The sequence below is a fragment of the Paenibacillus solanacearum genome (assembly GCF_910593845.1).
Lineage (GTDB): Bacteria > Bacillota > Bacilli > Paenibacillales > NBRC-103111 > Paenibacillus_G > Paenibacillus_G solanacearum.
On sequence record NZ_CAJVAS010000046.1, the window covers coordinates 1 to 26,201 of the forward strand.

General features: G+C 54.6%; 24 protein-coding genes, 1 rRNA gene and 1 other RNA gene. 4 read left to right on the forward strand and 22 right to left on the reverse strand.

Annotated features, from left to right (window positions below; translation table 11 throughout):
• The 17 genes from KXG62_RS28740 to rpoE form a co-directional block, all read right to left on the reverse strand.
• Nucleotides 1-118 (reverse strand): 16S ribosomal RNA (locus KXG62_RS28740); the annotation flags it as partial.
• A gap of 240 nt (nt 119-358) precedes the next feature.
• Nucleotides 359-625, reverse strand: coding sequence for a pro-sigmaK processing inhibitor BofA family protein (locus tag KXG62_RS28745; protein WP_246627684.1), 267 nt, complete (start codon nt 623-625; stop codon nt 359-361).
• A complete protein-coding gene (locus KXG62_RS28750) occupies nt 625-915 on the reverse strand; it encodes a DUF2508 family protein (protein WP_218095451.1) in 291 nt (96 codons plus the stop codon). The genes KXG62_RS28745 and KXG62_RS28750 overlap by 1 nt, the downstream gene beginning before the upstream one ends.
• Before the next feature lie 109 nt (nt 916-1,024).
• Nucleotides 1,025-1,621: a recombination mediator RecR gene (gene recR, locus KXG62_RS28755; RefSeq protein ID WP_218095452.1), complete on the reverse strand. Its 597-nt coding sequence runs from the start codon at nt 1,619-1,621 to the stop codon at nt 1,025-1,027.
• Between the two features lie 40 nt (nt 1,622-1,661).
• Nucleotides 1,662-1,973, reverse strand: coding sequence for a YbaB/EbfC family nucleoid-associated protein (locus KXG62_RS28760; RefSeq protein WP_218095453.1), 312 nt, complete (start codon nt 1,971-1,973; stop codon nt 1,662-1,664).
• 29 nt (nt 1,974-2,002) lie between these two features.
• Nucleotides 2,003-3,760: a DNA polymerase III subunit gamma/tau gene (gene dnaX, locus KXG62_RS28765; RefSeq protein WP_218095454.1), complete on the reverse strand. Its 1,758-nt coding sequence runs from the start codon at nt 3,758-3,760 to the stop codon at nt 2,003-2,005.
• Between the two features lie 106 nt (nt 3,761-3,866).
• On the reverse strand, nt 3,867-4,928 hold the full coding sequence (locus tag KXG62_RS28770; protein WP_218095455.1) for an ATP-binding protein: 1,062 nt from the start codon (nt 4,926-4,928) through the stop codon (nt 3,867-3,869).
• A gap of 329 nt (nt 4,929-5,257) precedes the next feature.
• Nucleotides 5,258-5,521: signal recognition particle sRNA large type (gene ffs / locus KXG62_RS28775), an RNA gene on the reverse strand.
• A 47-nt stretch (nt 5,522-5,568) separates the two neighbouring features.
• Nucleotides 5,569-5,958, reverse strand: coding sequence for a hypothetical protein (locus KXG62_RS28780; RefSeq protein WP_218095456.1), 390 nt, complete (start codon nt 5,956-5,958; stop codon nt 5,569-5,571).
• Nucleotides 5,959-6,043: 85 nt separating this feature from the next.
• Entirely contained in the window at nt 6,044-6,241 is a 198-nt protein-coding gene (gene rpmE, locus KXG62_RS28785; protein WP_218095457.1) for a 50S ribosomal protein L31, read from the reverse strand.
• A 79-nt stretch (nt 6,242-6,320) separates the two neighbouring features.
• The gene (locus tag KXG62_RS28790; RefSeq protein ID WP_218095458.1) at nt 6,321-7,595 is read right to left on the reverse strand and encodes a radical SAM family protein; all 1,275 of its coding nucleotides are present in this window, start codon (nt 7,593-7,595) and stop codon (nt 6,321-6,323) included.
• A 12-nt stretch (nt 7,596-7,607) separates the two neighbouring features.
• Nucleotides 7,608-8,918 carry a transcription termination factor Rho gene (rho, locus tag KXG62_RS28795; RefSeq protein ID WP_218095459.1) on the reverse strand — a complete coding sequence of 437 codons (1,311 nt, stop codon included), beginning with the start codon at nt 8,916-8,918 and terminating at the stop codon, nt 7,608-7,610.
• Nucleotides 8,919-9,007: 89 nt separating this feature from the next.
• Nucleotides 9,008-10,261: a UDP-N-acetylglucosamine 1-carboxyvinyltransferase gene (locus KXG62_RS28800; RefSeq protein ID WP_218095460.1), complete on the reverse strand. Its 1,254-nt coding sequence runs from the start codon at nt 10,259-10,261 to the stop codon at nt 9,008-9,010.
• Between the two features lie 165 nt (nt 10,262-10,426).
• The gene (fba, locus tag KXG62_RS28805) at nt 10,427-11,281 is read right to left on the reverse strand and encodes a class II fructose-1,6-bisphosphate aldolase (protein ID WP_218095461.1); all 855 of its coding nucleotides are present in this window, start codon (nt 11,279-11,281) and stop codon (nt 10,427-10,429) included.
• A gap of 120 nt (nt 11,282-11,401) precedes the next feature.
• Entirely contained in the window at nt 11,402-11,794 is a 393-nt protein-coding gene (locus KXG62_RS28810; protein WP_218095462.1) for a response regulator, read from the reverse strand.
• Nucleotides 11,795-12,064: 270 nt separating this feature from the next.
• On the reverse strand, nt 12,065-13,666 hold the full coding sequence (pyrG, locus tag KXG62_RS28815) for a CTP synthase (RefSeq protein WP_218095463.1): 1,602 nt from the start codon (nt 13,664-13,666) through the stop codon (nt 12,065-12,067).
• A gap of 345 nt (nt 13,667-14,011) precedes the next feature.
• Nucleotides 14,012-14,605 carry a DNA-directed RNA polymerase subunit delta gene (gene rpoE / locus KXG62_RS28820; protein ID WP_218095464.1) on the reverse strand — a complete coding sequence of 198 codons (594 nt, stop codon included), beginning with the start codon at nt 14,603-14,605 and terminating at the stop codon, nt 14,012-14,014.
• A gap of 455 nt (nt 14,606-15,060) precedes the next feature.
• Here rpoE and KXG62_RS28825 point away from each other — a divergent pair, with 455 nt between their 5' ends.
• Nucleotides 15,061-16,236, forward strand: a complete 1,176-nt coding sequence (locus KXG62_RS28825) for a S8 family peptidase (protein WP_343223540.1) — start codon at nt 15,061-15,063, stop codon at nt 16,234-16,236.
• A gap of 49 nt (nt 16,237-16,285) precedes the next feature.
• On the opposite strand, the gene KXG62_RS28830 is transcribed toward KXG62_RS28825, so the two are convergent.
• Nucleotides 16,286-16,738, reverse strand: coding sequence for a YwiB family protein (locus tag KXG62_RS28830; RefSeq protein ID WP_218095465.1), 453 nt, complete (start codon nt 16,736-16,738; stop codon nt 16,286-16,288).
• 170 nt (nt 16,739-16,908) lie between these two features.
• On the opposite strand from KXG62_RS28830, the gene KXG62_RS28835 reads away from it, so the two are divergent.
• Complete coding sequence (locus tag KXG62_RS28835; RefSeq protein WP_218095466.1) at nt 16,909-17,793, forward strand: metallophosphoesterase; 885 nt, start codon at nt 16,909-16,911, stop codon at nt 17,791-17,793.
• 75 nt (nt 17,794-17,868) lie between these two features.
• On the opposite strand, the gene hprK is transcribed toward KXG62_RS28835, so the two are convergent.
• The 3 genes from hprK to speE all read right to left on the reverse strand — a co-directional run bounded on the left by hprK (nt 17,869) and on the right by speE (nt 20,675).
• Nucleotides 17,869-18,780, reverse strand: a complete 912-nt coding sequence (hprK, locus tag KXG62_RS28840; RefSeq protein ID WP_218095467.1) for an HPr(Ser) kinase/phosphatase — start codon at nt 18,778-18,780, stop codon at nt 17,869-17,871.
• A 170-nt stretch (nt 18,781-18,950) separates the two neighbouring features.
• A complete protein-coding gene (gene speB, locus KXG62_RS28845) occupies nt 18,951-19,820 on the reverse strand; it encodes an agmatinase (protein ID WP_218095468.1) in 870 nt (289 codons plus the stop codon).
• A gap of 27 nt (nt 19,821-19,847) precedes the next feature.
• Complete coding sequence (gene speE / locus KXG62_RS28850; RefSeq protein ID WP_218095469.1) at nt 19,848-20,675, reverse strand: polyamine aminopropyltransferase; 828 nt, start codon at nt 20,673-20,675, stop codon at nt 19,848-19,850.
• A gap of 297 nt (nt 20,676-20,972) precedes the next feature.
• On the opposite strand from speE, the gene KXG62_RS28855 reads away from it, so the two are divergent.
• Complete coding sequence (locus KXG62_RS28855) at nt 20,973-23,024, forward strand: transglycosylase domain-containing protein (protein WP_218095470.1); 2,052 nt, start codon at nt 20,973-20,975, stop codon at nt 23,022-23,024.
• Between the two features lie 166 nt (nt 23,025-23,190).
• On the opposite strand, the gene KXG62_RS28860 is transcribed toward KXG62_RS28855, so the two are convergent.
• Nucleotides 23,191-23,721, reverse strand: a complete 531-nt coding sequence (locus KXG62_RS28860) for a YwhD family protein (protein ID WP_218095471.1) — start codon at nt 23,719-23,721, stop codon at nt 23,191-23,193.
• Between the two features lie 259 nt (nt 23,722-23,980).
• On the opposite strand from KXG62_RS28860, the gene KXG62_RS28865 reads away from it, so the two are divergent.
• Entirely contained in the window at nt 23,981-26,200 is a 2,220-nt protein-coding gene (locus tag KXG62_RS28865; protein ID WP_218095472.1) for a M1 family metallopeptidase, read from the forward strand.
• Nucleotide 26,201: the final 1 nt, after the last annotated feature.

The window sequence follows — 26,201 nt, forward strand, 5'->3', positions numbered from 1 at the left end:
GCAGGTTGCCTACGTGTTACTCACCCGTCCGCCGCTAACCCCGAAGGGTCCGCTCGACTTGCATGTATTAGGCACGCCGCCAGCGTTCGTCCTGAGCCAGGATCAAACTCTCCATTAAGGTCGCTTGCACAATCCGAAGATCATGTCCGCTATAATGTAAGCTGATTGAGCTCAAAATTTACTGCTAGCGAGAATTTGCATTCTCTATTTCACTCACTCGTTGTTCAGTTTTCAAAGGGCAATTCGTTTCATTTTCCGACATCATTTGGTGTCGGTTGTTGTCGACCGTTTCAGCGGCGACTTGATTAATATATCACATTCGCCCAGTTCAATGCAAGTGTTTTTTTCAAAAAATATTTTACACGAGCACCCACAATTTTAAAGCGGCCAATGCCGCCAGTCCAGGAAGGCCAAGAATGCTGACCGTACCTATCGTCACCGCGTTAAGCGGCAGCTCCAGATGCGTGTACGAACTGAACAGATTAAGAATATACAATAAAATGGACGCAAATGCAATATGCAGGCAAGCATGTCCAAGCCACTGGAATGCAAAGCGCCGGCGCAGCAGCACAAATGCAAGCAATAGACCTGACCCCAAGAAAACGCCCCACAACATGTACTGCATTATAACAATCCCTCCGTCGTACGGCTCGCAGCCACTTCTCCCGCAGATATTTTCATATTTTTCGCTTGTTTGAGCAGCATTTCAAACCGTTTCTCCGCCGCTTCCAGCGCATAAATGGAATAATCGATTTGTTCTTTTTCTGTTACGTACTCAAAGCGTTTCTGCGCAATTTCCCATTCCAGATGCGCTTTGCGAATTTCCTGCACTAATAAGTAACGGTCCTGCTGCACGGAGGGCGCCAGTTTCAGCTCCCCATTATTTTTTCTCCACCTTCTCAGCCAAGCCGCCATATCGATCATCCTCCCGGTTTGTCCTATTCTTTATATAGATATAAGACAAGGGAGACGGTTAGAACCAAAAAAAAGAAGCCTCTTCTTCAAGAGGCTCCTCCCTGCTGCTTTACAGCTCTCTGCGACCTTCCAACGCTTTGGTCAAGGTCACTTCATCGGCATATTCCAAATCGCCGCCAACCGGAAGTCCGTGGGCGATCCGCGTTACTTTCAAGCCGAACGATCGAACGAGTCGGGATAAATACATCGCCGTTGCTTCCCCTTCGATATTCGGATTCGTCGCCAGAATCAGCTCCTCGACCGTTTCGTCGCTGAGCCGTTTCAGCAGGTCGGCGATCCGGATTTCGTCCGGGCCGATGCCTTCCATTGGCGAAATTGCGCCATGCAGCACATGATAATATCCGTTAAACTCTTTGGTTCGCTCCATCGCGACCAGATCTTTCGGTTCCTGCACAACGCATATAATTGATGCGTCTCTGCTCTTGTCCTGGCAAATGCGGCATGGATCGGTATCCGTTATATTGCAGCAAACGGAGCAATAATGCAAATTTCTTTTGACGTTGACCAGCGCTTTGGCGAAGTCGATAACATCGTCTTCTTTCATTCTAAGCACATGGAAAGCCAGACGTCCCGCCGTCTTCGGTCCGATCCCCGGCAGGCGCGAAAATGAGTCAATCAGCTTGGCTAAGGGCTCCGGATAAAACAAGGAAGCAGCTCCTCACATCGGTGAAATCGGTACTCGCCGCCTAGAACAATCCCGGAATGTTCATGCCTCCGGTTAATTTGGACATTTCTTTGCCAGCCAATTCTTCGGCTTTTGCCATAGCGTCGTTGATCGCAGTGAGCACCAGGTCTTGAAGCATTTCAACATCATCCGGATCAACGGCTTCCGGCTTGATAACGACAGCGGTGACTTTTTTCTGTCCGCTTACCGTTACGGTTACAACGCCGCCTCCGGCCGTACCTTCTATCGTACGATTCGCCAAATCTTCCTGCGCTTTCATCATTTGTTCCTGCATTTTTTTCACTTGCTTCATCATTTGGTTCATGTTGTTCATTCGAACTCACACTCCTAAAGGGTCAAGTTTTAGTCTTCTTTTATTTTCACCAAATCTTCACCGAACAATTGGATCGCTTCGTTGATCCAATCCTCCTTGATTTCGCCGGATGGCTGCTCGTCCTCTGGCACGAGCTGGAGCTCTTCCTTCGGCGCGTCGTCCGGCTTGCGCTGCTCGGCGGCGGCTTTCCAATCCTTCATCATGATGGTGAGTAAACGATAGGGCTCGCCAAGAAGCTCACCCATCACCTGCTCGATCAATTGTTTGTTCGCAGGCTTTTCCGTCGTTTCACGATGCATTGCGCTTTTGAAGGCAACAAGCACATTGCCGTCATGAGCGGATACCGGCTCCCCATCGACAAGCCAAGCGTGAACCGTAATTTTAAGCTCCTTGACGCGTCCCATGATTTGGCTCCATTGTTGGGCAACGGTCCGGAACGCCGGATCTTCGATGCCCTTCAAGTAGCCTTCGAGCTTCTCGATCGTCTTCTTGTTGATGACAGGCGCCGCGGGTGCGCTCCTAGGCGCGGAGGCCGAAGCCGAAGCGTTTGCTCCCGCCGAAGGGACTATCCCATTCTTCAACACTTGGGCAAGCTGCTCCTCTAGCCGTTGAATGCGGTTCATGAGCTGCCCCACCACGCCATCGGTCCGTTCCGGCGAACCGGATGCCGCCGCTAGCGGATCGATTCCTTGCGGCGATGCGGATGCTCCGCTGCAAAGCTTCATCAAAGCCACTTCGAGCAGCGTCTGCGGCTGAACGGAATATTTCATCTCCGTCTGGTAGTACGTCAGCGTGTCGATCATGGAGATAAGCGTTTCCGTCTTGAAGCGCTGCGCCACCTCGGCAAACCGCTTCACATCGAGAATGCGCTCGGTTACGGCTTGCGAGCCCGGCACCATCTTCACCATCAATAGATCCCGGAAATAATAAATTAAATTTTCCATGCATTTGTCGGCGCTCTTGCCTTCTTGCATGAATTCATCAACCTGCTTGAGCGCGGATGCTACATCAGCGTTCTGTACGGCAATCACAAGCCGCTCGAATTGATCGGAAGCCATGCCCCCGGTAATCGACAGCACATCTTCATACGTAATGCGTTCGCCCGAGAAGGCGATGATCTGATCGAGCAAGCTGATGGCATCGCGCATGCCGCCGTCAGATAGCCTGCCGATAAAAGCCAGGGCATCTTCATCGGCCTGGATGTTCTCATCCTCGCATACTTCCCGCAGCCTTTCCACCTGTTCTTCCAGCGCCACCCGGCGAAAGTCGAACCGCTGGCAGCGGGAAATAATGGTGGCCGGCAGCTTGTGCGGCTCCGTTGTAGCCAAGATGAACATCACATGCGCCGGCGGCTCTTCAAGCGTCTTGAGGAGCGCATTGAACGCCTCCGTCGTCAGCATGTGCACCTCATCGATAATGTACACCTTCTGACGCACTTCCGTAGGCGCGTATTTGACCTTATCGCGGATATCGCGAATTTCTTCGACGCCGCGGTTGGATGCCGCATCAATCTCGACGACGTCCATCACGGCGCCCTCCGTGATTCGAATGCATGCGTCGCACTGATTGCACGGTTCAATGCCGGGACCGTTCAGGCAGTTCACGGCTTTGGCTAAAATTTTCGCCGTCGTCGTCTTGCCCGTCCCTCTGGGCCCATTGAATAAATAAGCATGGCTGTAGCGGCCTTCCCGAAGCGAGTTCTGCAAGGTCTGAACAATATGCTTCTGGCCGACCATATCCTGAAACGACTGTGGTCTCCACGTACGGTATAAGGCGATATGTGCCATCTTGCCCTCTCCAATGAATGTTTATCTTATTCATTATACTATAAACGGCAAGCGGTTTGAAGGGGAGCGGTGCTGCGGGGCGGGCGTCAACGGCATTGAGGGCGCGTTATGGGAACGGAATGCTCACTGTAAAGGTCGTGCCGTACCCTTTGGAAGATACGCGGATGTATCCTCCGATATCGTGAATGATGCGCTGGCAGACAGACAGCCCGAGTCCGGTCCCCTGTTCCTTTGTCGTAAAGAAAGGATCGAATATTTTATCGATGACGAACATCGGAATACCCGGTCCTGTATCATGTATATCAATGCTCACCTTTCTTTCTTCCATATCGACTCGTTCAGATAAGGTCAGATACCCTCCTTCACCCATCGCTTCAATTCCGTTTTTGCCTATATTGAGAAACACTTGCTTCAGCAGCTCGCGGTCTGCGATCACGCGGGGCAGATCAAGCATCGCCTCATACCGGACGATAACACCGTGCAATATCGCTTCATTATTAATGATCGGCAGTATATCCCGCAGTACTTGGGATACATCGACTTCCTCCATGGCGGCATGCTTCGGCTTGCTGAGCAGTAAAAATTCGTTTACCAGTTCGTTGATGCGATTGATTTCGGCTAGCATCACATCGGTATACCCGCTTTCGCGCCGCATGCCTTGATCCTCGAACGTTTTGCGCAGCACCTGCAAAAAACCTTTGATCGATGTCAGCGGATTGCGGATTTCGTGAGCGGTTCCCGCGGCGATCTGCCCGATCATGGCCAGCCGGTCACTGCGCTGCACTTGTTCTTCCAGGGAACGCAGATTCGTCACGTCCTTGAATATGATATAAGCGCCTACAACGTCCCCCGTACCATCGCGCAATACGTTTGAATCCATCAACAGTTCGTACCGTTCTTCGCCAAGCGTCCAGGATAAAGCATGATTGCGGACAACCATTCCGTCGAGAATGCTCCGATTGAAGAGCTGATGCTCGGCGGGCAATGCGGCAAATACCCGTTCCATAGGAAGATGAAGAACTTGTTCCCGGTGAAGTCCGAGCACGCGGCAGGCCATATCGCTGATGTCGATAAGCTCAAAAGACGTATTGAGCAAAATGACGCCCAAATTGACGTCTTTCAGGAATGTGCCTGCGAATTGCTGAAGCAAACTTAGTTCATGCTGCACCGTTTTCTCCCCCCAAGGTTTTTCGCCTAAAGAAAAACTGTTTTTGCAAGCGACATGAACGAGGCCCGCTCATGTGAACAGCGCTTCCTGATTTGGTTAACTTTAGTATACAATTCTCCTAAATTTTTCATTTTCCTTCTTCCAGGCATATAAAAAAGCTTCTAGTCGAAGCCTTTCGATGAAGATACATTCGTGTTTTAGCGGAAACTTTTTTTGAAAGATCCTCATTCTTCAGCTTCGCTGAAAACTTATACATTCTGATCTTATAAAAAAACACCGGTTCGCTTGACCGCAAAGGTCAATCACCGGTGTATCTGTATGTAGGAAAACCGTGCACCTACCTTGATAGTATGATCCGAGTGGAATTTTTATCGTCAGCTCAAGTTAGGCTCCCCTCCGGCACATGGAACATCTTGCTTACGGCTGCTTCCTTCCGGACCTGACCGGATTCACAAGCTTCCATTGCGGAGGACCCGACTCTCAACACCAACTTTAAAACCCAAACCTCACATCATAATACCGCGAATAGGCGCTCAACCCCGCTGTAGCGGATTGCGGGTTACAGGGCACCGCTACCTCCCCGTCTAGCACGGCAAAGATAAGTATAGACGATTCGTCCTTAAATAGCAACCTTGGGGATTTATTTAACAGCAACGCTAACTTTATACTTGTATCGGGGTACAGCCGCGGCCAGCGCCTCTTGCGCCTGCGTGCGAATTCGCTCGATTGTCGACTGATCGGTACCCGCCGGAACGTCGAGCCGCACATGCGCAGTCGGTCCGTTCAAGCTAATATTCGTCCGCGTAACAACAGGCAGCTGCGCTTTGACCGCCTGATCCATAACTCGAAGATCATCCGTATACGTACGGTAAGTCGCTCCCATCGGATTGTTCGGATTGACGTCGGTAATGCCGAGCAGTCCGTCGCGGGCGTGCGACTGCACCTCGTGATGGGTATCCTGCTTCTGACACGCCGTCGCACAGACCGATATGAGGCATGCGCCGATCATACATCGAATCCATTTGGACATAAAAACACCTCCTGTGGCGCTAAGATCTACAATCTTAGGATGACCACAGGAGGTGTGCTTATGCCTCAGTGAAGCCGGCAACAAATTACATGCCGTATTTCTTCTTGAATCTATCAACGCGACCGCCGGCATCCAAGAATTTTTGCTTACCCGTGAAGAACGGATGGCAAGCGGAGCAAATCTCTACGCGAAGATTTTGCTTAACGGAACCCGTTTCAAACGTGTTACCGCATGCGCAAGTAATCGTCGTTTGATGATAAGTCGGATGGATTGCTTGTTTCATTGCCCTTTCACCTCTTTTGCCCTGAAACACCATGTGAATCAGAGTTATACATACCGTGACGATTATAGCACGCCGCCAATCAACGTTGCAAGTGTTTGTTCCGCTTGTCCAAAAGTTCCCCAGGCACGTGTGTGTACGAGCCGAGCACGACGTCCGGCAGCTCCTCGCGGAAAATGTCCAGCATTTGTTTCATGCCGTAACGCTCGCCCCGCGCCGGAGGAATCAACTGAAGATAGCTTTCAGGGTCGATATTCAAATTGCGCAATTGAATGAGCTTGAGATCGGTGCGGCGGGCAAACTCAATCATCGCCTCGATCTCTTCTTCCCGGTCAGTGACTCCGGGGAAAATCAAGTAATTGATGGAGGTCACAACACCTTTATCGGCCGCATAGCGAAGCGACTTCTCTACATGCTTCAACGTATAGCCGCGCGGCTTGTAATAAGCATTGTAATGATCGTCAAGCGCGCTGATCGTGCTGACGCGCATTAAATCGAGACCGGCATCGACGATGCCGCGAATATGATCGGTAAGTCCCGCGTTCGTATTGATATTGATGTACCCAATATCGGTCTGTCTGCGCACTTCGCGAATGGCCTCGATGATCGTCTTGGCTTGCGTGGACGGTTCCCCTTCGCAGCCTTGGCCGAAGCTGATAATGCTCTCCGGCGTTTTCAAGTGCTCCAGCATCACCTGAACGACTTCTTCCACGGTAGGCTTGAAGTTCATCCGGGTTTGGGGCGCAAGAAAGCCGCTGTCCTCCGGCTGCTCCGAAATACACCCGAAGCAGCCGGCGTTACAGGAAAACGAGACCGGTACTGCGCCCTCCCAGCGATTCAAAAACGTATTGGAAGCGGTCAAGCATTCGTATTCCAGCGCACAGTTGGACAAATGCTTATACAGCCGATTATCCTCATATCGCGTCAGCAGACGGTTTACCTGCAGCTCCAGCTCGTCCGGATCGCAATTCCGCGGGTTCCACCGCTCCGGATCGTCCGTTGCTTCCGCCGCAACGTAGAACCCTCCGTCTTTCCATACGACCGCCGTGTAGCCAAAAAGCGGAAGCACGGCGGACTTATCCGCCTTGGCGTAGCCGGGAAGCATCAGTCTCGTGAAGCCTTGCGGCAAAAGTGCTCCGACAGCGTTCACTTCGCCGGGAACGACGCGCATCTCGCCGGTAGCGGCATGCACGCCGACCGGCCGCGTATCCGGCAAGCTGACAAGGGTCGCACCTTCCGGAAGAGGAATCAGCTCCTCTTCCAGAATGTCCGTCACCATCTCGCCGCTGCGTCCCAGCCCGATGAAGTCGGGATGATCGAACACGCTGCCACTCTGATCCGCATAAACCAGATTCATGATGTCCTCCTTCTACGAGACCGAGTGCTTCACGCGACGGGAAGCGCCGCTGCCGCTGCCGCCTCCGGTCTTCGGCGCGCCGCCGCCTTCGAGACTCTCCAAAAACTCCTGATTCGTCTTCGTATCGGCCAATTTCTTGATGAATGCTTCAATATAATCGTGGGAATCGTTCATCCCTTTGCGAATCGCCCATACTTTATCCAGCTCTTCCTTGGTCAGCAGCATTTCCTCGCGACGCGTGCCGGAACGGCGAATATCGATCGCCGGGAAGATGCGGCGTTCCGCCAGCTTGCGGTCCAGATGCAGCTCCAGGTTGCCGGTTCCTTTGAATTCCTCGTAAATGACTTCGTCCATGCGCGAGCCTGTTTCGATCAGCGCCGTAGCGAGTATCGTCAAGCTGCCGCCTTCCTCGATATTGCGCGCCGCGCCGAAAAAGCGTTTCGGACGGTGAAACGCGCCTGGATCGATCCCGCCGGACAACGTCCTGCCTGTAGGCGGTACGACCAGATTGTAAGCACGGGCCAGCCGCGTAATGCTGTCAAGCAAAATGACGACGTCCTTCTTATGCTCCACCAGCCGCTGCGCCCGCTCCAGCACCAGCTCCGCCACTTTAATGTGGTTCTCCGGCAGCTCGTCGAACGTCGAGGCGACCACTTCGCCCTTAACGGAACGCTGCATGTCGGTTACCTCTTCCGGGCGTTCGTCGATCAGCAGAACGAATAAATGAGCATCCGGATGGTTCGCGGAAATACTGTTCGCGATTTCTTTGAGCAGGAGCGTTTTACCGGCTTTCGGCGGCGCCACGATCAGACCGCGTTGCCCGAAGCCTACGGGAGCCAAAAGATCCATCAACCGAGTGGAGTAATTCGTCGGGGAAGTTTCCAGCACGAGTTTCTTCTGAGGATAAAGAGGAGTCAACGCCGCGAAGTGCAAACGTTCCGAAGCCGATTCCGGGCTCTCGCCGTTGACCGCTTCCACATGCAGCAATCCAAAATATCGCTCGTTTTCTTTCGGCGGGCGGCATTTGCCGGAAACGATGTCGCCGGACCGCAGATCAAATCTTCGGATTTGCGAAGCCGAAATATAAATGTCTTCCGAGCTCGGCAAGTAATTGATCGGCCGCAAGAAGCCGAAGCCTTCCTGCAAAATGTCGAGCACGCCTTCCATAAACATCAATCCGCTCTGTTCCGCCTGAGCACGAAGAATGGCAAATATAAGTTCTCTTTTTTTAAGCGTGCCGTACGAAGCGATCTGATGCTTCTTGGCCAATTTGTAAAGCTCTGTGAGCTTTAGCGCTTCAAGCTGCGCCAAATGCATATCCATAGTATTCAACCACCAAACTATTAAATTTTCAAGGCTGCTCGGCAAAGATACATTCTAGCATTACCCAAAAAGATTCCAATCTATACAAATCATTCGTCCCGGCGCCATACCTCGGCACCCAAGTTTGATAGATTGGCGACCAGATGATCGTACCCCCGGTCGATGTACTCCACGCCGGTAATTTCCGTAATGCCGCCCGGCACCGTAAGACCCGCTACGACAAGCGCCGCGCCTGCGCGCAGATCGGTCGCCTTCACTTTGGCTGCGCTCAGCATGCCGCCTTCGATGATGGCCGAACGACCCTCCACCCGGATTTTCGCCCCCATCCGGACAAGCTCGGGGATATGCTTGAAGCGGTTGCTGTACACATAGTCGGTCAGCACGCTGACACCACTCGCCTGTGTAAGCAAGCTGCTCATCGGCGACTGCAAATCGGTCGCGTACCCAGGATAGACGAGCGCTTTTACGTCCACGCTCATATATTCCGGCTGACCTACAACGCGAATGGATTCGTCCATTTCATAAATATGTACGCCCATTTCCTGCAATTTGGCAGTCAACGCTTCGAGATGCTTCGGAATGACGCTGTCGACGATGACATCGCCTCGGGTAGCCGCCGCCGCGATCATGTAGGTTCCCGCCTGAATGCGGTCGGGGATAATCGAATGACGGCAGCCATGCAAGTTGTCTACGCCTTCGATGCGGATCGTTTCCGTTCCGGCCCCTTTGATCTTCGCGCCCATGGAATTCAATAAAGTTGCTACATCTATAATTTCTGGCTCTTTGGCCGCATTTTCGATCGTTGTGACGCCCTTGGCCCGAGAGGCCGCAAGCATAATATTAATCGTTGCGCCTACGCTGACAACGTCCAAATAAATTTTCGCTCCACGCAGCTGTTTCGCCTTGATGTGCAGGGCACCGTTCTCGTTCGTCACCTGAGCCCCCAATGCTTCGAATCCTTTAATATGCTGATCGATCGGCCGCGGCTCGAAATTGCAGCCCCCCGGCATACCAATTGTTGCTTCCCCAAATCTGCCGAGCAGCGCTCCCATCAAATAGTAGGAAGCGCGAAGTTTTTTGACGTTGCCGTTAGGCATCGGTTTGGATACCAACTGACGAGGATCGATCACCATCTGGTCATGATCCCGTTCAACGGTGGCGCCCAATTCCGTGAGCAATTCCGTATAAATCGACACATCGCTCAGGAGAGGCAGATTATCCAGCGTCACTGCCGTTTCCGCCAAAATAGCCGCAGGAATAAGCGCAATCGCACTATTTTTGGCTCCGCTGATTTGGACCGTTCCCCGAAGTGGTCGCCCGCCGGCGATCATCAATTTCTCCATTCGTTCTTTTTCCTCCCACTTCACTGCTTTAACGCTTTAATAAATAAGCGCAGAAAAATCGCGAAAATCTTCCTGTCATTTCGAGAATCCAACGGGTGAATAAATAGAAGTGAAGGGAAATACGCCTTTGCAGGCATATTTCCCGAGCAGAACGCAATCGATCGATTAAGCTTGGTCGGCGCTGCCGAACAGCAAAATTTTGGATTTAACGACTTCTACCATAGCTTTGCGGGCAGGAGTGAGGTATTTACGAGGATCGTAAACTTTCGCGTCTTTGTTCAACACTTCGCGAATCGCGTCGGTGCAAGCGACTTGGTTTTCGGTATTGACGTTAATTTTGCCAACGCCGGCTTGAATCGACTTGCGAATCATTTCGTCTGGAACGCCCGATCCGCCGTGAAGTACGACCGGTACCGGAATCGCTTTGGACACTTGCTCGATGATGTCGAAACGGATGTTCGGCTCGCCGGCATACATGCCATGCGCTGTACCTACGGCAATCGCCAGACAATCCACGCCCGTTTCTTCGTAGAAACGGATCGCTTCTTCCGGCTTCGCGAGGTTCGCATCTTCCTCATCCACGCTGATGTCGTCTTCAACGCCGCCGATCGTTCCGAGCTCGCCTTCCACGGATACGCCCATCGCGCGAGCCGCTTTGACGACCTCTTTGGTCAAACGGATATTTTCCTCAAAGGAGTAGTGAGAACCGTCAAACATGACGGAGCTGAAGCCAGCGCGGATACATTTCATCGCCACTTCAAAGCTGCTTCCATGGTCGAGATGAAGCGCAATCGGCAAACCGGATTTCTTGGCGGCCGCTTCCGCGATCGCTACCGTAAAATCAATACCCATGTATTTGAGCGCACCTTCGGATACGCCGAAAATAAACGGCGATTTCAATTCCTCCGCCGCTTCCGTAATCGCTTGGGCAAACTCCAGGTTGTTCATGTTAAACTGGCCTACTGCAAATTTGTTCGCTTTTGCTTTTGGCAAAAACTCGTTCATCGAAACCAATGGCATTTTGTTTCTCTCCTCCTGGTATGAATTAAACATGTTGAGTGCAAAAACCGCTCACTTGTCATACTGAGCTATTATACCATAGAAAATAACAAACGTTAATCTCAAAAAAAGAGACCCTATTCAGGATCCCACGGCGAATGAATTGCTATTGGGCGAACGAAGCTGCTGATTGACGGCCTGGCGAAGCTCATCGATATCGAAGGGCTTCGTAAAATGCATGATGGCTCCCAGATCGGTCGCTTCCTTGATCATATCCAGCTCCCCATAAGCCGTCATCATGATCACTTTAATCGAAGAATCGATGCTTTTGATGTGCTTCAAAATGTCGAGCCCGTCCATCCCCGGAATCTTCATATCCAGCAGTACCAAATCGGGCGATGCATTCCTGACGATCTCGAGCGCGAGTTTCCCGTTAGACGCCTGGTACGTTTCGTAGCCTTCGCTGCTGAACACTTCCATCAGCAAAATGCGAATGCCATTCTGATCATCGACAATAAGCAATTTCTTCTTCAACTAGGTACCCCTCCTCTTGGAGTTTTCGCTGTGAAATCTCCGTGTATACTTACGTGCCTTCATGGTGTCAGGAATCCGACCTTCAAGCTTTACTATATGGACTATTCGCTACGAAGAAGCAGATTCCTGCAACTGAACTTCAAAAAAGTTGAAAACTTTTACAGATCGGCCCAGCTTTTCGGCCCGCTGCCGGCCGCTGTATCCGTTGGTCCAAAGCTATTTACACACAAAAAAAGGAAGGCCGATAGGGCTCTTCCTTCTTGACGTCTGTTATCTTGTGTGGCTGTATGCAGCTTGCACGAAATGCTTGAACAACGGCTGCGGACGGTTCGGTCTGGACGTAAATTCCGGATGGAATTGAACGGCCAGGAACCATGGATGATCCGGGCATTCGATAATTTCCACCAGACGGCCGTCCGGGCTCGTCCCGGAAATGATGAGACCTGCCGCTTCAATCGCGTCGCGGTACTCGTTGTTGAATTCGTATCTGTGGCGGTGGCGCTCATACACCAGCTCGTCGCTATAGCAGCGCATCGCCAAAGAGTCTTCCTTCAATTTGCAAGGATACAGGCCCAGACGCATGGTGCCTCCGAGGTCCTCGATATCCTTTTGCTCCGGCAGCAGGTCGATGACCGGGTAAGCCGTCGTCGGGTTGATCTCCGAGCTGTTGGCCCCTTCCAGTCCAAGCACCGAACGCGCGTATTCCACGACAGCCACCTGCATACCGAGGCAAATGCCGAAGAACGGAATGCGCTGCTCGCGCGCATAACGGATCGCCGTCACTTTGCCCTCGATCCCCCGGTCGCCGAAACCGCCGGGCACCAGGATGCCGTGTACGCCAGAGAGCAGCTCATCGACGTTATGCTCGAATACTTCTTCCGCATTGACCCAGCGAATCTTCACTTCCGTGTTGCAATCGATACCTGCATGTCCAAGCGCCTCGACGATACTGAGGTAAGCGTCGTGGAGCGCCACGTATTTGCCGACGATGGCGATTTCGGTCGTTTCCTTCAGCGACTTGACGCGGCCGACGAGCTTCTCCCACTCGGTCATATCCGGCTGATCCGCCTTCAAGCCAAGATGGTTCACGACGATGTCGTCGAGCCCCTGCTCGCGAAGCATCATCGGCACTTCGTACAACGTCTCGGCGTCCAGACATTCCACGACGGCGCCCGGATCGATATCGCAGAACAGTGCAAGCTTCCGCTTCATGTCTTCGGCAAGCGGATGCTCCGTACGGCAGACGACGACATGCGGCTGGATGCCGATGCTGCGCAGCTCCTTGACGCTATGCTGCGTCGGCTTCGTCTTCACTTCGCCGGCAGCCTTGAGGTACGGAATGAGCGTAACATGGATGTACATGACGTTATCGCGGCCGATATCGCTCTTGATCTGGCGAATCGCTTCAAGGAACGGAAGGCTCTCGATATCGCCGACGGTCCCGCCGATCTCCGTAATGACAACGTCCGAGTGCGCTTCGCGCCCCGCGCGGAAAACCCGCTCTTTGATTTCGTTCGTAATGTGAGGAATGACCTGAACGGTCCCGCCCAAGTATTCGCCGCGGCGCTCCTTGGCAATGACGGAGGAATAAATTTTCCCGGTCGTCACATTGCTGTTCTTGGACAAGTTGATGTCGATAAACCGTTCGTAATGACCCAAATCCAGGTCCGTCTCCGCCCCGTCATCCGTTACGAATACTTCGCCGTGCTGATAAGGACTCATCGTTCCCGGGTCCACGTTAATATACGGATCGAACTTTTGAATCGTGACTTTGAGCCCGCGATTTTTGAGCAGCCGACCGAGCGAAGCGGCCGTGATTCCTTTGCCGAGCGAGGAAACGACGCCCCCCGTCACGAAAATATACTTGGTCATTATGTAACCCCCCTGGTTAGTATTCCCTAAAAAAAAGAAAAAGTCCCCCGCAGCAACGGGGCACTTTAATGAAAAAACTTCTATCGAAGTCCGAATCGGATGATCATCCTCTGCCCGGCGAACCGTTCCCGACGATGGGAATCCGCTAGCGGATGCATCCGAGAATGAGCGATCGCGACATAAAGGTTAATTTTCCGCGATAAGAAAGCCATTCCTCGATCACAAATCCGGCCGTCTTATCATTCGAAAAGGACCACATGGTCCGCAACGTTCATCCAAAGCCCAGAAAATAGTTTACTCTGAACAGGCACGTAGTGTCAAGAGAAGGTTCAGCAAGCTGCAACGTTATTTGCCTTCGTCTTCCTCTTCGTCCAGATCTTCCTCTTCCTCGCCGTCTTCGTCTTCCATTCCTTCTTCCAGTTCGGCATCTTCTTCGTCTATGCCGACTTCGTCAATCTCTTCTTCGTCAACCTCTTCATCCTCGAAGAACTCGGTCTCTTCTTCCGCTTCCTCGGCCTCGAAGTCTTCGTCGCGCACGGTGTCGTAAGAATCGTATTCTTCTTCCTCCGTGAACGTATCCTCTTCTTCCGCGAACAAATCCTCGTCGTCCAGATCGTCGTCTTCATCGTTAATGATGCGCGGACGCTTCCCGCTGCCGACGGCATCCTCGGATTTCTCTACCGGGTACCAGCGCTTAAGCCCCCACAAATTCGTCCCGACGCAAGCAAAACGGCCGTCGATGTTAATCTCGGTATATAGTTGGGCTATGACCTGCATGACTTCATCGTCGGACAGACCTTTGATTTTGGCTATTTCAGACATTAGATCCCGATAGTAGAACGGCGTATTCGCAGTCTTGAGCAGTTCGAAAGCCAGATCCACCATCGGCATTTCTTTGGCCTGTTCTGAGTTGATTTTAAGTTGATATTGAGCACTCATTTCGGGGCACGTCCTTTCCCAGTTTGCAACTGCCGCAACGTCAATCGCCGCTAACGGTTGTCAACTTAACGATTATCTCCATTAGTAAACCTTATTTTATGTAAAAATGCAACTGTCTTCCCGGAAGCCGCCAAAAAAAGCAAAGGAACGCGCATTTTGTCCGCAAGAGCGCAGCACGCCCCGCCAACAATTCACGCTTCCTTCGCCCCGACTGTATCCGCCAGAGACTTCAGCCCCTGGGTAAAACCGGAGAAATGACATAGCTGCGGCAAGTTAAACCGTAACGGGCTTCAAATAGTCAAGACATTCCCCCTAACATATCGTATGTCGCCGTTTCCGCTTTGACACGGCAATCCACCCATTTTTTGATTTATAGCCATATGCTTATACGGATGGACATCGTCCCACATACGATGAAAAAAGGAATTCCGATGTCGTACTAGGGGGAATCGATCGTGAATCCATCGACTTTCGCTCTTTGGCTGAATGAGGCTTTGGAGACGCATGCCGGCTCCGATCAGCGGCACATCATCCGCTTCAGCAACAATCGGGATTACGCAGCCTTTGTACGGCGTATCCGCCGCTACAGCAAGTCGCTGCCGCTCCTGAAACAGATTCAACCGCTCCATCTCATCCGCGCCATCTCCTGTACGCTTCGATCTACCGCGCAAATCGCTTCCGTCCCGTTCATCCAATCGATCGAAACGGATACGCGCATTGACGTTCACGCCATCCAGCCCCGCACGACGGCGCTGCCGACCAGCGGACTTCGGCGCAGCCGAAGCGCGCCGACGAAAACGCTAATCCCTTGGGGGGTACGCCACATTCGCGCGCCCCAGGCATGGCCCAAATCCAAAGGAGACCGCATCCGCATCGGCGTCGTCGACACCGGCGTCGACCACAATCATCCGGATTTGCGGCATTGTTTGTCGTGGGGCGTCAACATTCTTCAGCGGCATATGCTGCCTATCGATGACAACGGGCACGGCACCCATATTGCCGGAACGATCGCCGCCTTCACGAAGCATCACGGCATCATCGGCGTCGCGCCCCAGGCGATCATTCATCCGGTCAAAGCGTTCGATCATCAAGGCGGTGCTTTCGTATCCGATATTATCAGCGGGATTGAATGGTGCATCAAAAACGAAGTCGACATTATCAATATGAGTTTTGGCATGCGGGCGTACAGCCGGGCGCTGGAAGCGGCCGTACTCAGCGCACACCAGGCAGGCATCATCATCGTCGCTTCCTCCGGCAACGAGGGCAAGCAGGCCGAGATCGATTATCCCGCCAAGCTGCGCCAAGTCATCGCCGTCGGTGCTACGACGCGCCGGGGCAGTGTGGCGCCGTTCAGCAATGTCGGCAAGCAGATCGATATATATGCGCCCGGCGAAAACATATTTTCCACATGGATGCGGGGCAAGTACAGCGAGCTCAGCGGCACGTCGATGGCCACATCGCACGTATCCGGCGTCGTCGCGCTCATGCTGGCGAAAAATCCGGGACTCAGCCCGCTGCGGGTAAAAACGCTGCTGCGCAAGCACGCCCGCCTGCTGATCAAGCCGGGCAAACGCATCGGCGGCGTCAAAGAAATTCACGCGCTGCGGGCCGTGTCGTCCGTATCGAAGTAGCCGCCGCCGGACATCGCCTTGGCGTAATCCGCCGCAGCCAAGACAGCCGCTATGGAGTCAACTCGCGGGCGGCCGTCAATTCGATCCGGAAACACCCGGCCTCCTCGCCCATGACGGATAGATCGTAGCTCCACTGGACATGTAGCGGAAGGAGACTCCCGCTCCCCTCCCTAAATGCGAAGGAATGTGTAACCGTCTCGATCTCGAGTCTGCCTTGCGGCGTCTGAATATAGCCGAGATGGCGCGTTCCCGCGCGGAACGTTTGTTCGAATTGCACATCGCCTTGCCTAATGATGCGCAGTCCGGACGGATCGATGCGCATCGTCGTTACCGTGCGGCCCATGCCGGCATCCGGCAGCTCCTCATACCGCAAATACGTGCTGCTTCCTTTCCGGTATAGCTCTCCAGCCAGCTGCTGCCGCGTTGCCGGCTCGCTGCCGTTCGCGCTGGATAAGGAGATACGGACGCGTTCCCGCCCGGCTGTCGAATGTGTATCGGTCATGATCAAAGCTCCGCTCCCGTGTATGGATTGTATTCGATGGTTTCATTGTACTGCACAGAGCGGTCTTCCGGCAAAACCGGGAGACCTGTTTTTTTCGCAAAAAAGGAAACCCTGCGGCGCTTCGCTGCGTCTACTCTCCATAGAACACCGATCGCGAAAGGAAGGGCCGCATGAACTATCCACCGAAGACAAGCCCGGCCAAGCTGACCCGGCGAACATTTCTCAAAAAAACGATGCTCTCGGCCGCCGCGATCGCCGCGCTGCCCCCGGCCGGCTTCGGCTATGCACGCTATGCGGAGCCGAGATGGCTTGAACGCACGTCGGTAACGCTCCGGCTGGACCGCCTGCCGGAGCCGATGGACGGTCTGCGAATCGCGCAATTCAGCGACGTGCACCTCGGGTTCCATTACATGGCCGAAGATCTGCTTCGACTCGGCGCCGAAATCAACCTTCTGCAGCCGGACATCCTCTGCTTCACCGGAGACCTGGTCGATTACGCCATCGGCAGCGAGGCGGAGACCCGCGGAGCGATCGAGGCGCTCGCCTCTATGGAGGCGCCGCTCGGCAAATTCGCGGTGCTCGGCAATCACGATTATTATTCGAGCTCCGCCGACGTCGTCCGAACGCTGACAGCCGGCGGATTCACGGTGCTGCGCAACGACGCAGTGCGCGCGGAGCGGAACGGGGGCGCCGTCTGGATCGCCGGAGTCGAGGACCAATGGCAGGGCAAGCCCGACATCCGACAAGCGCTAAAGAAGCCGAATCCGGACGACTGTGTCGTGCTGCTGAGCCATTGTCCCGATTACGCCGACGTGACCGCGCAGTATCCTGTGGATGTGCAGCTATCCGGACATAGCCACGGCGGACAAGTCCGGCTGCCGTTCTACGGACATATCGTGGTGCCCAAATACGCCCGAAATTACGTGTTAGGGCTCTATGCGCTCGGCGGCGGCAAGCTGCAGCTGTACGTGAATCGAGGGATCGGCGTTTCTCAATACCCCGTCCGGTTCTGGTGCCGGCCGGAATTGACGCTCTTCACGCTCCGCAGCCCTTGATCCGCCCGATAAGACAGAAAAGAAGCAGCCCCCTGTTGCGGTGCTGCCCTTTTCTCGGCCTCGCGGCCTGCCGAGCTATATTTGATTCTCGATGCGTTTCATGAAATCCTCGACCGCGCTATAGCCTTGCCTTTGCAAATACCAGTTGTTCGCCGCCGCTTCGACCAGGCCCGCTACGTCTCTGCCCGGCTGCAGCTGAATTTCGATCCTCGGAATTTTCACGTCCATATAGCTCGAATATTGCTGCTCCTTCTCCAGCTCGTTGTTAAGGGCGTTCTCCTGCCATTTGGACAGCTCGATGTCCAGGACGATACGCGTTTCGTCCTGGAACGCCTTGCGCCCGTATAGGCGGGATACGTTGACAAGTCCAATGCTGCGCAGCGCCAGAAATTCTTTGTTGATTTCGTTATGCGTAGCCAATATCGTCTCGGGGCTGATCTTCTTCAGGACGACGACATCGTCAGCCACGAGCCGGTGCCCCCGGCGGATCAATGTATGCGCCGTTTCGCTCTTACCTACGCCGGATTGTCCGCGCAGCAAAATGCCGATGCCCGATACGTTGACGCATACGCCGTGAATCGCAATTTCGGGCGCGAGCGCCTTGGACAAGTATGCATCCAGCAGCTCGGTGAATCGATTGGTCGGCTCCGACGTGCGCAGAAGCGCGATGCCTTCTTCCTCGCAATATTTCTTCAAATATTTGAGCCCTTCAAGATTACGGGTCACTACAAAGCACGGCGGATGGTATTTCACGATGTTGCCGATCCGCAGATTGCGTTCTTCTTCGCTCAGCGTATGCAAGTACGTAATTTCTTTGCTTCCCAGCACCTGTACGTGGGCATGAGAGAAAAAATCGAAGTACCCGACAAACTCCAATCCCGGACGATGGACCCTGGCTTTCGGGATCATCCGGTCGAGTCCCGTTTCCCCCGTTAACACTTCCAATGAAAAACGGTCCACCAATTGCTGTACCGTAACCGATTTCATAAACTTCCTCTCCTCTCTTCCCTGTCGTGCCTTGCCCTATTAATTCTACGTCGTCACGCCTATCCCTTTCTATCCCTATACAAAGTTATGACACTTATGCAACAAAAAAGCCGATGCGGCGGCTTGGTCGGCCAACCGGATCGGCTTGTATCCTGCGATGAAACGAAAGGCTACTTCACGAGCCCGAGCAGCATCTCGCGGATGAGCTTGCTCGCTACGATCTGCGTCTGCTCCGTAGGGTCGTACGCCGGCGCTACTTCCACGATGTCGGCTCCGACAAAGTTCAGCTCCGACTGCGCCATGGCGTGAATGGCCGCAAGCAGCTCCTTCGAGGTGATGCCTCCCGCTTCGGCCGTGCCGGTGCCCGGCGCACAGCTCGGATCGAGCACGTCGATGTCGATCGTCAAATAAACAGGACGGCCCGCCAGCTCCGGAAGCACCTTCTTGAGCGGTTCGAGCACCTCGAACGGATAGAAGTTGATGTTCTCGCGCCCAAACTGGAACTCCTCGCGGGAGCCCGAGCGGATGCCGAATTGATATATGTTTTTGCCGCCCATGAGCGCGGCTGCCTTGCGCACCGGCGTCGAGTGAGACAGCGGCTCGCCTTCGTACTGCTCGCGAAGGTCGGCATGCGCGTCGATGTGAATGAGCGCCAGGTCGGGATACTTCGCGTACACCTGCTGAATGACCGGCCAGCTGACCAGGTGCTCGCCGCCAAGGCCGAACGGGAACTTGCCGTCGTCCAGCAGCCCCTTCACGTACTCGCCGATGACCTCGAGGCTGCGCCCCGCGTTGCCGAACGGCAGCAGCAGGTCGCCCGCATCGAAGTAGTTGATGTCTTCCAGGCTTTTATCCAGGTACGGGCTGTATTCCTCCAGCCCGATCGACACTTCGCGGATGCGCGCCGGGCCGAAGCGGGAGCCCGGACGGAAGCTGACGGTGTAGTCCATCGGCATGCCGTAAATGACCGCTTTGGAAGCGGCATAGTCATCCGAGCTGAGAATATAGACGTTGCCGGAATATTTTTGATCGAGTCGCATCGTATGGAATCTCCTTAGCTACTTGGATTACTTCGTCAAGTCTTCGACGAACTTCGGCAGCGCGAAAGCAGCCTTATGCAGTCGAGGCGTGTAGTATTTCGTGTCGATCTCTTCGATTTTCGTTTCGTCCACTTGCAACGGGTCGTACTTTTTGCAGCCCATCGTGAACGTCCACAGACCGCTTGGGTAAGTCGGAATGTTGGCGCAATAGACGCGAACGATCGGGAAAATTTCCTTCACGTCGCGGTTCACCGTCTGGATCAAGTCGGCCTTGAACCAAGGGTTGTCCGTTTGTGCGACAAAAATGCCGTCTTCTTTCAGCGCGTCGAAGATTCCTTTATAGAAGCCTTGCGTAAACAGGTTGACGGCAGGGCCAACCGGCTCCGTCGAATCGACCATGATGACGTCGTATGTATTTTTGTGATCATGAATGTGCATGTAACCGTCGTTCACGATGACTTCCACACGAGGGTTGTCCAGCTCGCCGGCGATTTCCGGGAGAAATTTCTTCGAATATTCGATTACTTTGCCGTCGATCTCAACGAGCACTGCTTTTTCCACTTGCGGATGCTTCAGTACTTCGCGGATGACGCCGCCATCGCCGCCGCCGACGACAAGCACATGCTTCGGATTCGGGTGTGTATTAAGGGCGGGATGCGCCACCATTTCATGATATACGAATTCGTCTTTCACCGTCGTCATGACCATGCCGTCGAGCACGAGCATGCGGCCCCATTCTACCGTATCGATCATTGCCAAGTCTTGAAAATCGGTTTTCTCCGTCACGAGCGTTTCGCGAATTTTCGCCGTAATGCCGAAGTTCTCCGTCTGTTTCTCCGTATACCACAATTCCACTGTCGCACACACCTTTCTTTTAGCAGCAATATATGTCGGCATCCGGGGATACCGTGACTTAAGGACACATCCAAACCCTTGTTTCAGGGACGCCTGTAGCGTCAAATTGTATTATAGAGGATATCCCCCAAAATGCAACCCGCCGACCGGCCTCCGAACCGCGCAAAAACAAAAATGTAACGATTTGTTCACCCGCAGGTGAATAGCGGTTTCTATGTTTTACCATAATGGAGAATAGGGGCTTTATGATTCATTATATAAGGAACCGTATTTCACGAGACAAAGGGGCTGACCGGCATGGCCGACAAGCGAAAACAGGCGGAAGACGCAAGCGATGCCCGGTGGATCCGCCGACTGAAGCAATGGACCTCCCTCTCGTTGTCCTGCCTGATTCTTGCGGCGGCCGGGGCGATCGTGATGCTGCTCTTCATGCGGTCGCAATCGCTGCCCGTATCCAAGATGACCATGGCTTCGGAAATGTACGACGTGCACGGCACGATGATCGAAGCATACGGCGGGGGGAAGAACCGTCAGGCGGTGGCGCTCAGCGATATATCCCCGATGCTGATCGAGGCGACGCTCTCGGTCGAGGACCGGAAATTTTACAACCATTACGGCTTTGATCCGGAAGGGATCGCCCGGGCCGCGCTCGTCAATTTGCAGCATATGGCCAAAGTGCAGGGCGCCGGCACGATCACCCAGCAGCTCGCGCGCAATCTGTATCTTACGCATGAGCGGACCTGGACCCGCAAGCTGAAGGAAACGTATTACGCTGTGCAGATGGAGCTGCAGATGGGCAAGGATCAAATTCTGGAGCAATATTTGAACCAAATTTATTACGGACATTCCACGTACGGCATACAGGCGGCGGCTCAGCTGTTTTTCGGCAAAAACGCACGCGACCTGACGCTCGCCGAAAGTGCGCTGCTCGCCGGGATCCCGAAGGGACCGCGCTACTACTCCCCGTACTACGACATGGAAGGCGCGCTCAACCGGCAAAAAACGGTGCTGCACACGATGGTCGAAACGGGTTACATTACGCAGCGGGAAGCGGATGCCGCGGCCCGCGAAAAGCTGAACATCTTGCCGCTGGAAAGCAAAAAGCCGATCACCGCGCCGTACTTCCGCGATTACGTGCGCAATACGGCGACGGAGCTGCTGGGCATCGAAGAGGATCAGTTCGAAGATATGGGGCTGCGCATCTATACGACGCTCGATCTGAAGGCGCAAAAGCAAGCGGAGGACGTCGTGAAGGAGCAGCTCGAGAAGTTTCCGGAGCTGCAGGCCGCGCTCGTGGCGATCGATCCGCGGAGCGGATATGTGAAAGCGATGGTCGGCGGGCGCAATTACGCGGAGAACCAGTTCAACCGCGCCTTTGCCAGCACGCGCCAGCCCGGCTCTTCCTTCAAGCCTTTCGTCTATTTAACGGCGCTGAAGGAGAAAGGCTTCACGCCGCTCAACCGGTTCAAGAGCGAACCGACGACGTTCACGTACGATCAGGACCGGCAGACGTATACGCCGAGCAACTTCGGCAACTTGTTCTTCGGCATGATCGATATGCGAACGGCGATTTCCAAGTCGGATAACATTTACGCTGTGCATACGATAATGGAAGCGGGACCGGAGCGCGTTATCGAGATGGCGAAACGAATGGGCATTACGAGTCCGATGAAGCCTGTGCCCTCCCTCGCGCTCGGCACCTTCCCGGTCAGCCCGTATGAGATGGCGTCGGCGTTCGGTATCCTGGCGAATCAAGGCGTACGGGTCGAGCCGACGGCCATCCTGCGGATCGAAGACCGCCGGGGGCGCGTGCTGTACGAAGCGAATCCGAAGCAGGAGACGATCATCGAGCCGGCGTACACGTATGTGCTGACGCAGCTCATGGAGAGCGTGTTTGACCAGGGCGGCACAGGCAGCCGGGTCTCCAGCGTCATGAAGCGCCCGGTCGCCGGCAAGACGGGAACGACGAACACGGATGCATGGCTGGTCGGTTACACGCCGGAGCTGTCTACGGCCGTATGGGTCGGCTACGACAAAGACCGCACGATCGGGACGATCGAATCGCATCTGGCGGCGCCGATCTTCGCCGAGTTCACCGAGCGTACGCTCGAGTCGGTGCCGCCGAAGCTGTTCGAGGTGCCGGAAGGCGTCGTCAGCGTCTACATCGACCCGGCGTCGGGCAAGCTGGCAGGCGAAGGCTGCCCGAACCCGCGGCTGGAATCGTTCGTCGCAGGGACGGAGCCGACGGAATACTGCTCGCAGCAGCCGGCGAAGGACGATCCGAAGCCGGGCAAGGATAAGCAGAACGGCACCTGGTGGGAAGACTTGAAACGCTGGTGGACGAACTGAGAACGAGGCCCATTCCGCCCCGCGCCGGGCGTTCCCGGCAACACAAAAAGGCAGACCTGAAGGTCTGCCTTTTTGCTGTCCTAGTATATGATGCATATACTAGCGTATAGTATACATCGTTATGCCATGCCGTACAATGACCGTCACATAATAGACAAATTCTTTATTATCCAAGTGCTTCCTTTACAATCGGCTCCGAAAGCTCCCACATTTGCGCATCCGTTTCGATGAGCAACTGCTTTAGCACAGCCTTCTGTGCGTCTCCCAAATTGTCGACCATGACGCGGCGCTTGAGCGCGTAATCCATGCGGTTGACATGGTCCGCAAGAACTTTCCAGCCTTTTCTCGCCTCGGTATCGATCAGCATTTCGCAGGAGGTTATGCCCGCGTAATACTTGCCTTCCTCCTTGAAGTCGACCGCAACCCATACGATCCAGCAAGGACGCCCGTTCTCTGCCGCGGACTTGTCGGTCGAAAATTTGATGCCCTTCTCGACCTTGCTCTTCGCGTGCAGCGCGCCCATGTCGAGATACGCTTCGTCGCCGTCGATGATGACGCTGGACAGCTGGCTCAGGTCGATCGCTCCTTGCCCGAACCCCCGATGCTTCGTTTCTTTGCTGCTTATAATATTGAGCGAAGGCAGCTTCTTGCCCTGTTCCCCCGCTCCGGGCTGTGCATTCGTTTCATTCGTGCTCATTGTGCACCATCCTTCGAGTGATTCTCGGTCATCGAATTGCAGAAGCATCCGCTTCCTTCTAATTCTAACGAATTCAGGCCCCTCATTTCAAACGTTTCACAAAAAAACTTTGCGGGCTCTCCCCGGGAGCTGCGGCGATTCCCCGCCTTGCGGAGACGGGCTGCCGCGGGGCCGGCGATTTTTTCCGGCGCGCAGAAATAATCCTCGTCCCACAAACATATACATGCTGTAGATGCTTGTCAACGGGGTGAAAAATGGAATGAAAAAACGACTCGGCAATCGAACCGCACAATGGAGCACCGTCCTCGTGCTTGCCTGCGGCGTGACCCTGCTCACGGGCAGCCTCTTTCCCGACGCCAAGCAGCCGGGAGCGACGGCAGGCGGGTGGATGCTGCCCGCCGTATCCCCAGCCGCCTACCCGGGCATCGCTATGGCCGACTACACCGTGAATCCGCTGGAACTGAAGCCGGTGAAATCGGCTGCCGCCCGCTCGGCGGTGGAAGCTCCCGCTTGGCCGCTGTCCAAAGGGCTAGCAGACGGCTCGTCGACGGGCATCTTCCTGCCTTCCGGCGAGGCGACAAGCGCTTCCGCTTCGCTGCGGCTGACGGAGCCCGCAGCGCCGCCCCCGGCGCCGCCCAGCCTGCCCGCCAAGCCGGCCGAGAAGCCGGCACCCAAGCCGCTGAGCGACCGCATCGTCGAATACCATCTGAATGCCGAGCTGGACGCTGACGGCAAATTGATTACCGGCACCTCCTCGCTGACCTGGAAGAACCCCGGCAGCGCGCCGGTCAAGGAATTATACTTCCATCTCTATCCGAATGCGTTCGAATCGAAGAAGACGACGTTCATGAAAGAATCCGGCGGGAAGCTGCGCAGCGACGCCAGCAAGGACGGCAATCACGGCAGCATGTCGATCAAGTCGATCCGTACGATGGACGGCGCGGAGCTGGAGCTTGCAGACCGGATCGAATACGTGCAGCCGGACGACGGCAACAAGGACGATAAGACGCTTATCAAGGTGCCGCTCCCCCGCGCAGTGCTGCCGGGAGAGAAGATTAATCTGATGACAGAATTCGCGGTACGGCTCCCCCAAGTGTTTGCGCGTATGGGCTACGCCGGCGATTTCGTCATGGCCGGCCAGTGGTTCCCGAAACTTGCCGTATACGAGCCGAAGGGCACGCGCGGCCGCGAGAACGAGGGCTGGAATCTGCATCAGTACCACGGCAATTCCGAATTTTACGCCGATTTCGGCATATTCGACGTCAAGCTGAAGGTGCCCTCCGCCTATACGGTGGCCGCGACCGGATTTCCGACCCGGCCGGTGGCCGATGACGGGAAGACGCGGACGTACAATTTTTATTCTGATGACGTGCATGATTTCGCCTGGGCCGCCTCCCCTCACTTCATTTATTATGAAGAGCCGTACGCCACCAAATCGCTGCCCGGCGTGCGCATCAAGCTGTATCTCGATCCGAAGCACGAAGCGCTTAAGGCCCGTTACATGACCGCCGCCAAGAAGGCGCTCGCCCGCTATTCCGAATGGTACGGCAGCTATCCGTACTCCACCCTGTCGATCGTCGTCCCTCCGGCCGACGGCAACGGCGCGGGCGGCATGGAATATCCGACGCTCGTCACCGCCTGGGGCGCCTCCGAAGAAAACCCGAGCCTCGAGCTCGAGCGCGTGATTGTCCACGAGATCGGCCATCAGTTCTTCTACGGCATGGTCGCGAGCAACGAATTCGAGGAAGCGTGGCTGGACGAAGGCTTTACCTCGTATGCCGAGGATAAGCTGATGGCTTCCGAATACGGCGTACGCCCGAACCTGCTCGTCGAGTCGAGTTACATCACTTCGCCGGAGGCGCTGCGCAAAAACTCCTGGAGCTACAGCGGCCACCATCAATACGCGGAGAATGTATATACCCGCGCCAAGCTGGTGCTCAAAGCGATGGAGCGGCAGGTCGGCCCGGATACGATGGATAAGATTATGCGCACCTACTTCCAGCGCTGGAAGTTCAAGCACCCGACGTCGGCCGATTTCCAGCAAGCGGCGGAGGATGTGACGAAGACGAGCTGGAAAGACTTCTTCGACCAATACGTATACAGCGGCATGATGGTCGATTACGCCGTGACCGGCATTGAGACGCGCAAGCTCACCGAAGGCGGTCAGACGGTTTACGACAATAAAGTGCAGCTGCGCAAGCTGGGCGGAACGTATCGGGACGTGCCCATCCGGTTCCGCTTCGCCGACGGATCGCAAGTCGACAAGACATGGGACGGCATGGACAGCGAGGTTATCATGAGCTTCAAGTATACGGCTCCGCTCGATTGGGTCGCGATCGATCCGCAGCATACAATCGTGCTGGAGAACAAACGGATTAACGGCTTTATGAAAACGAATGTCGATCCGAAGCTGTCGGCCCGCTGGAATATGAGCGTCGTGAAAATATTGGAGACCTTGTTCGGTTGGGTCGCTCTGTGAG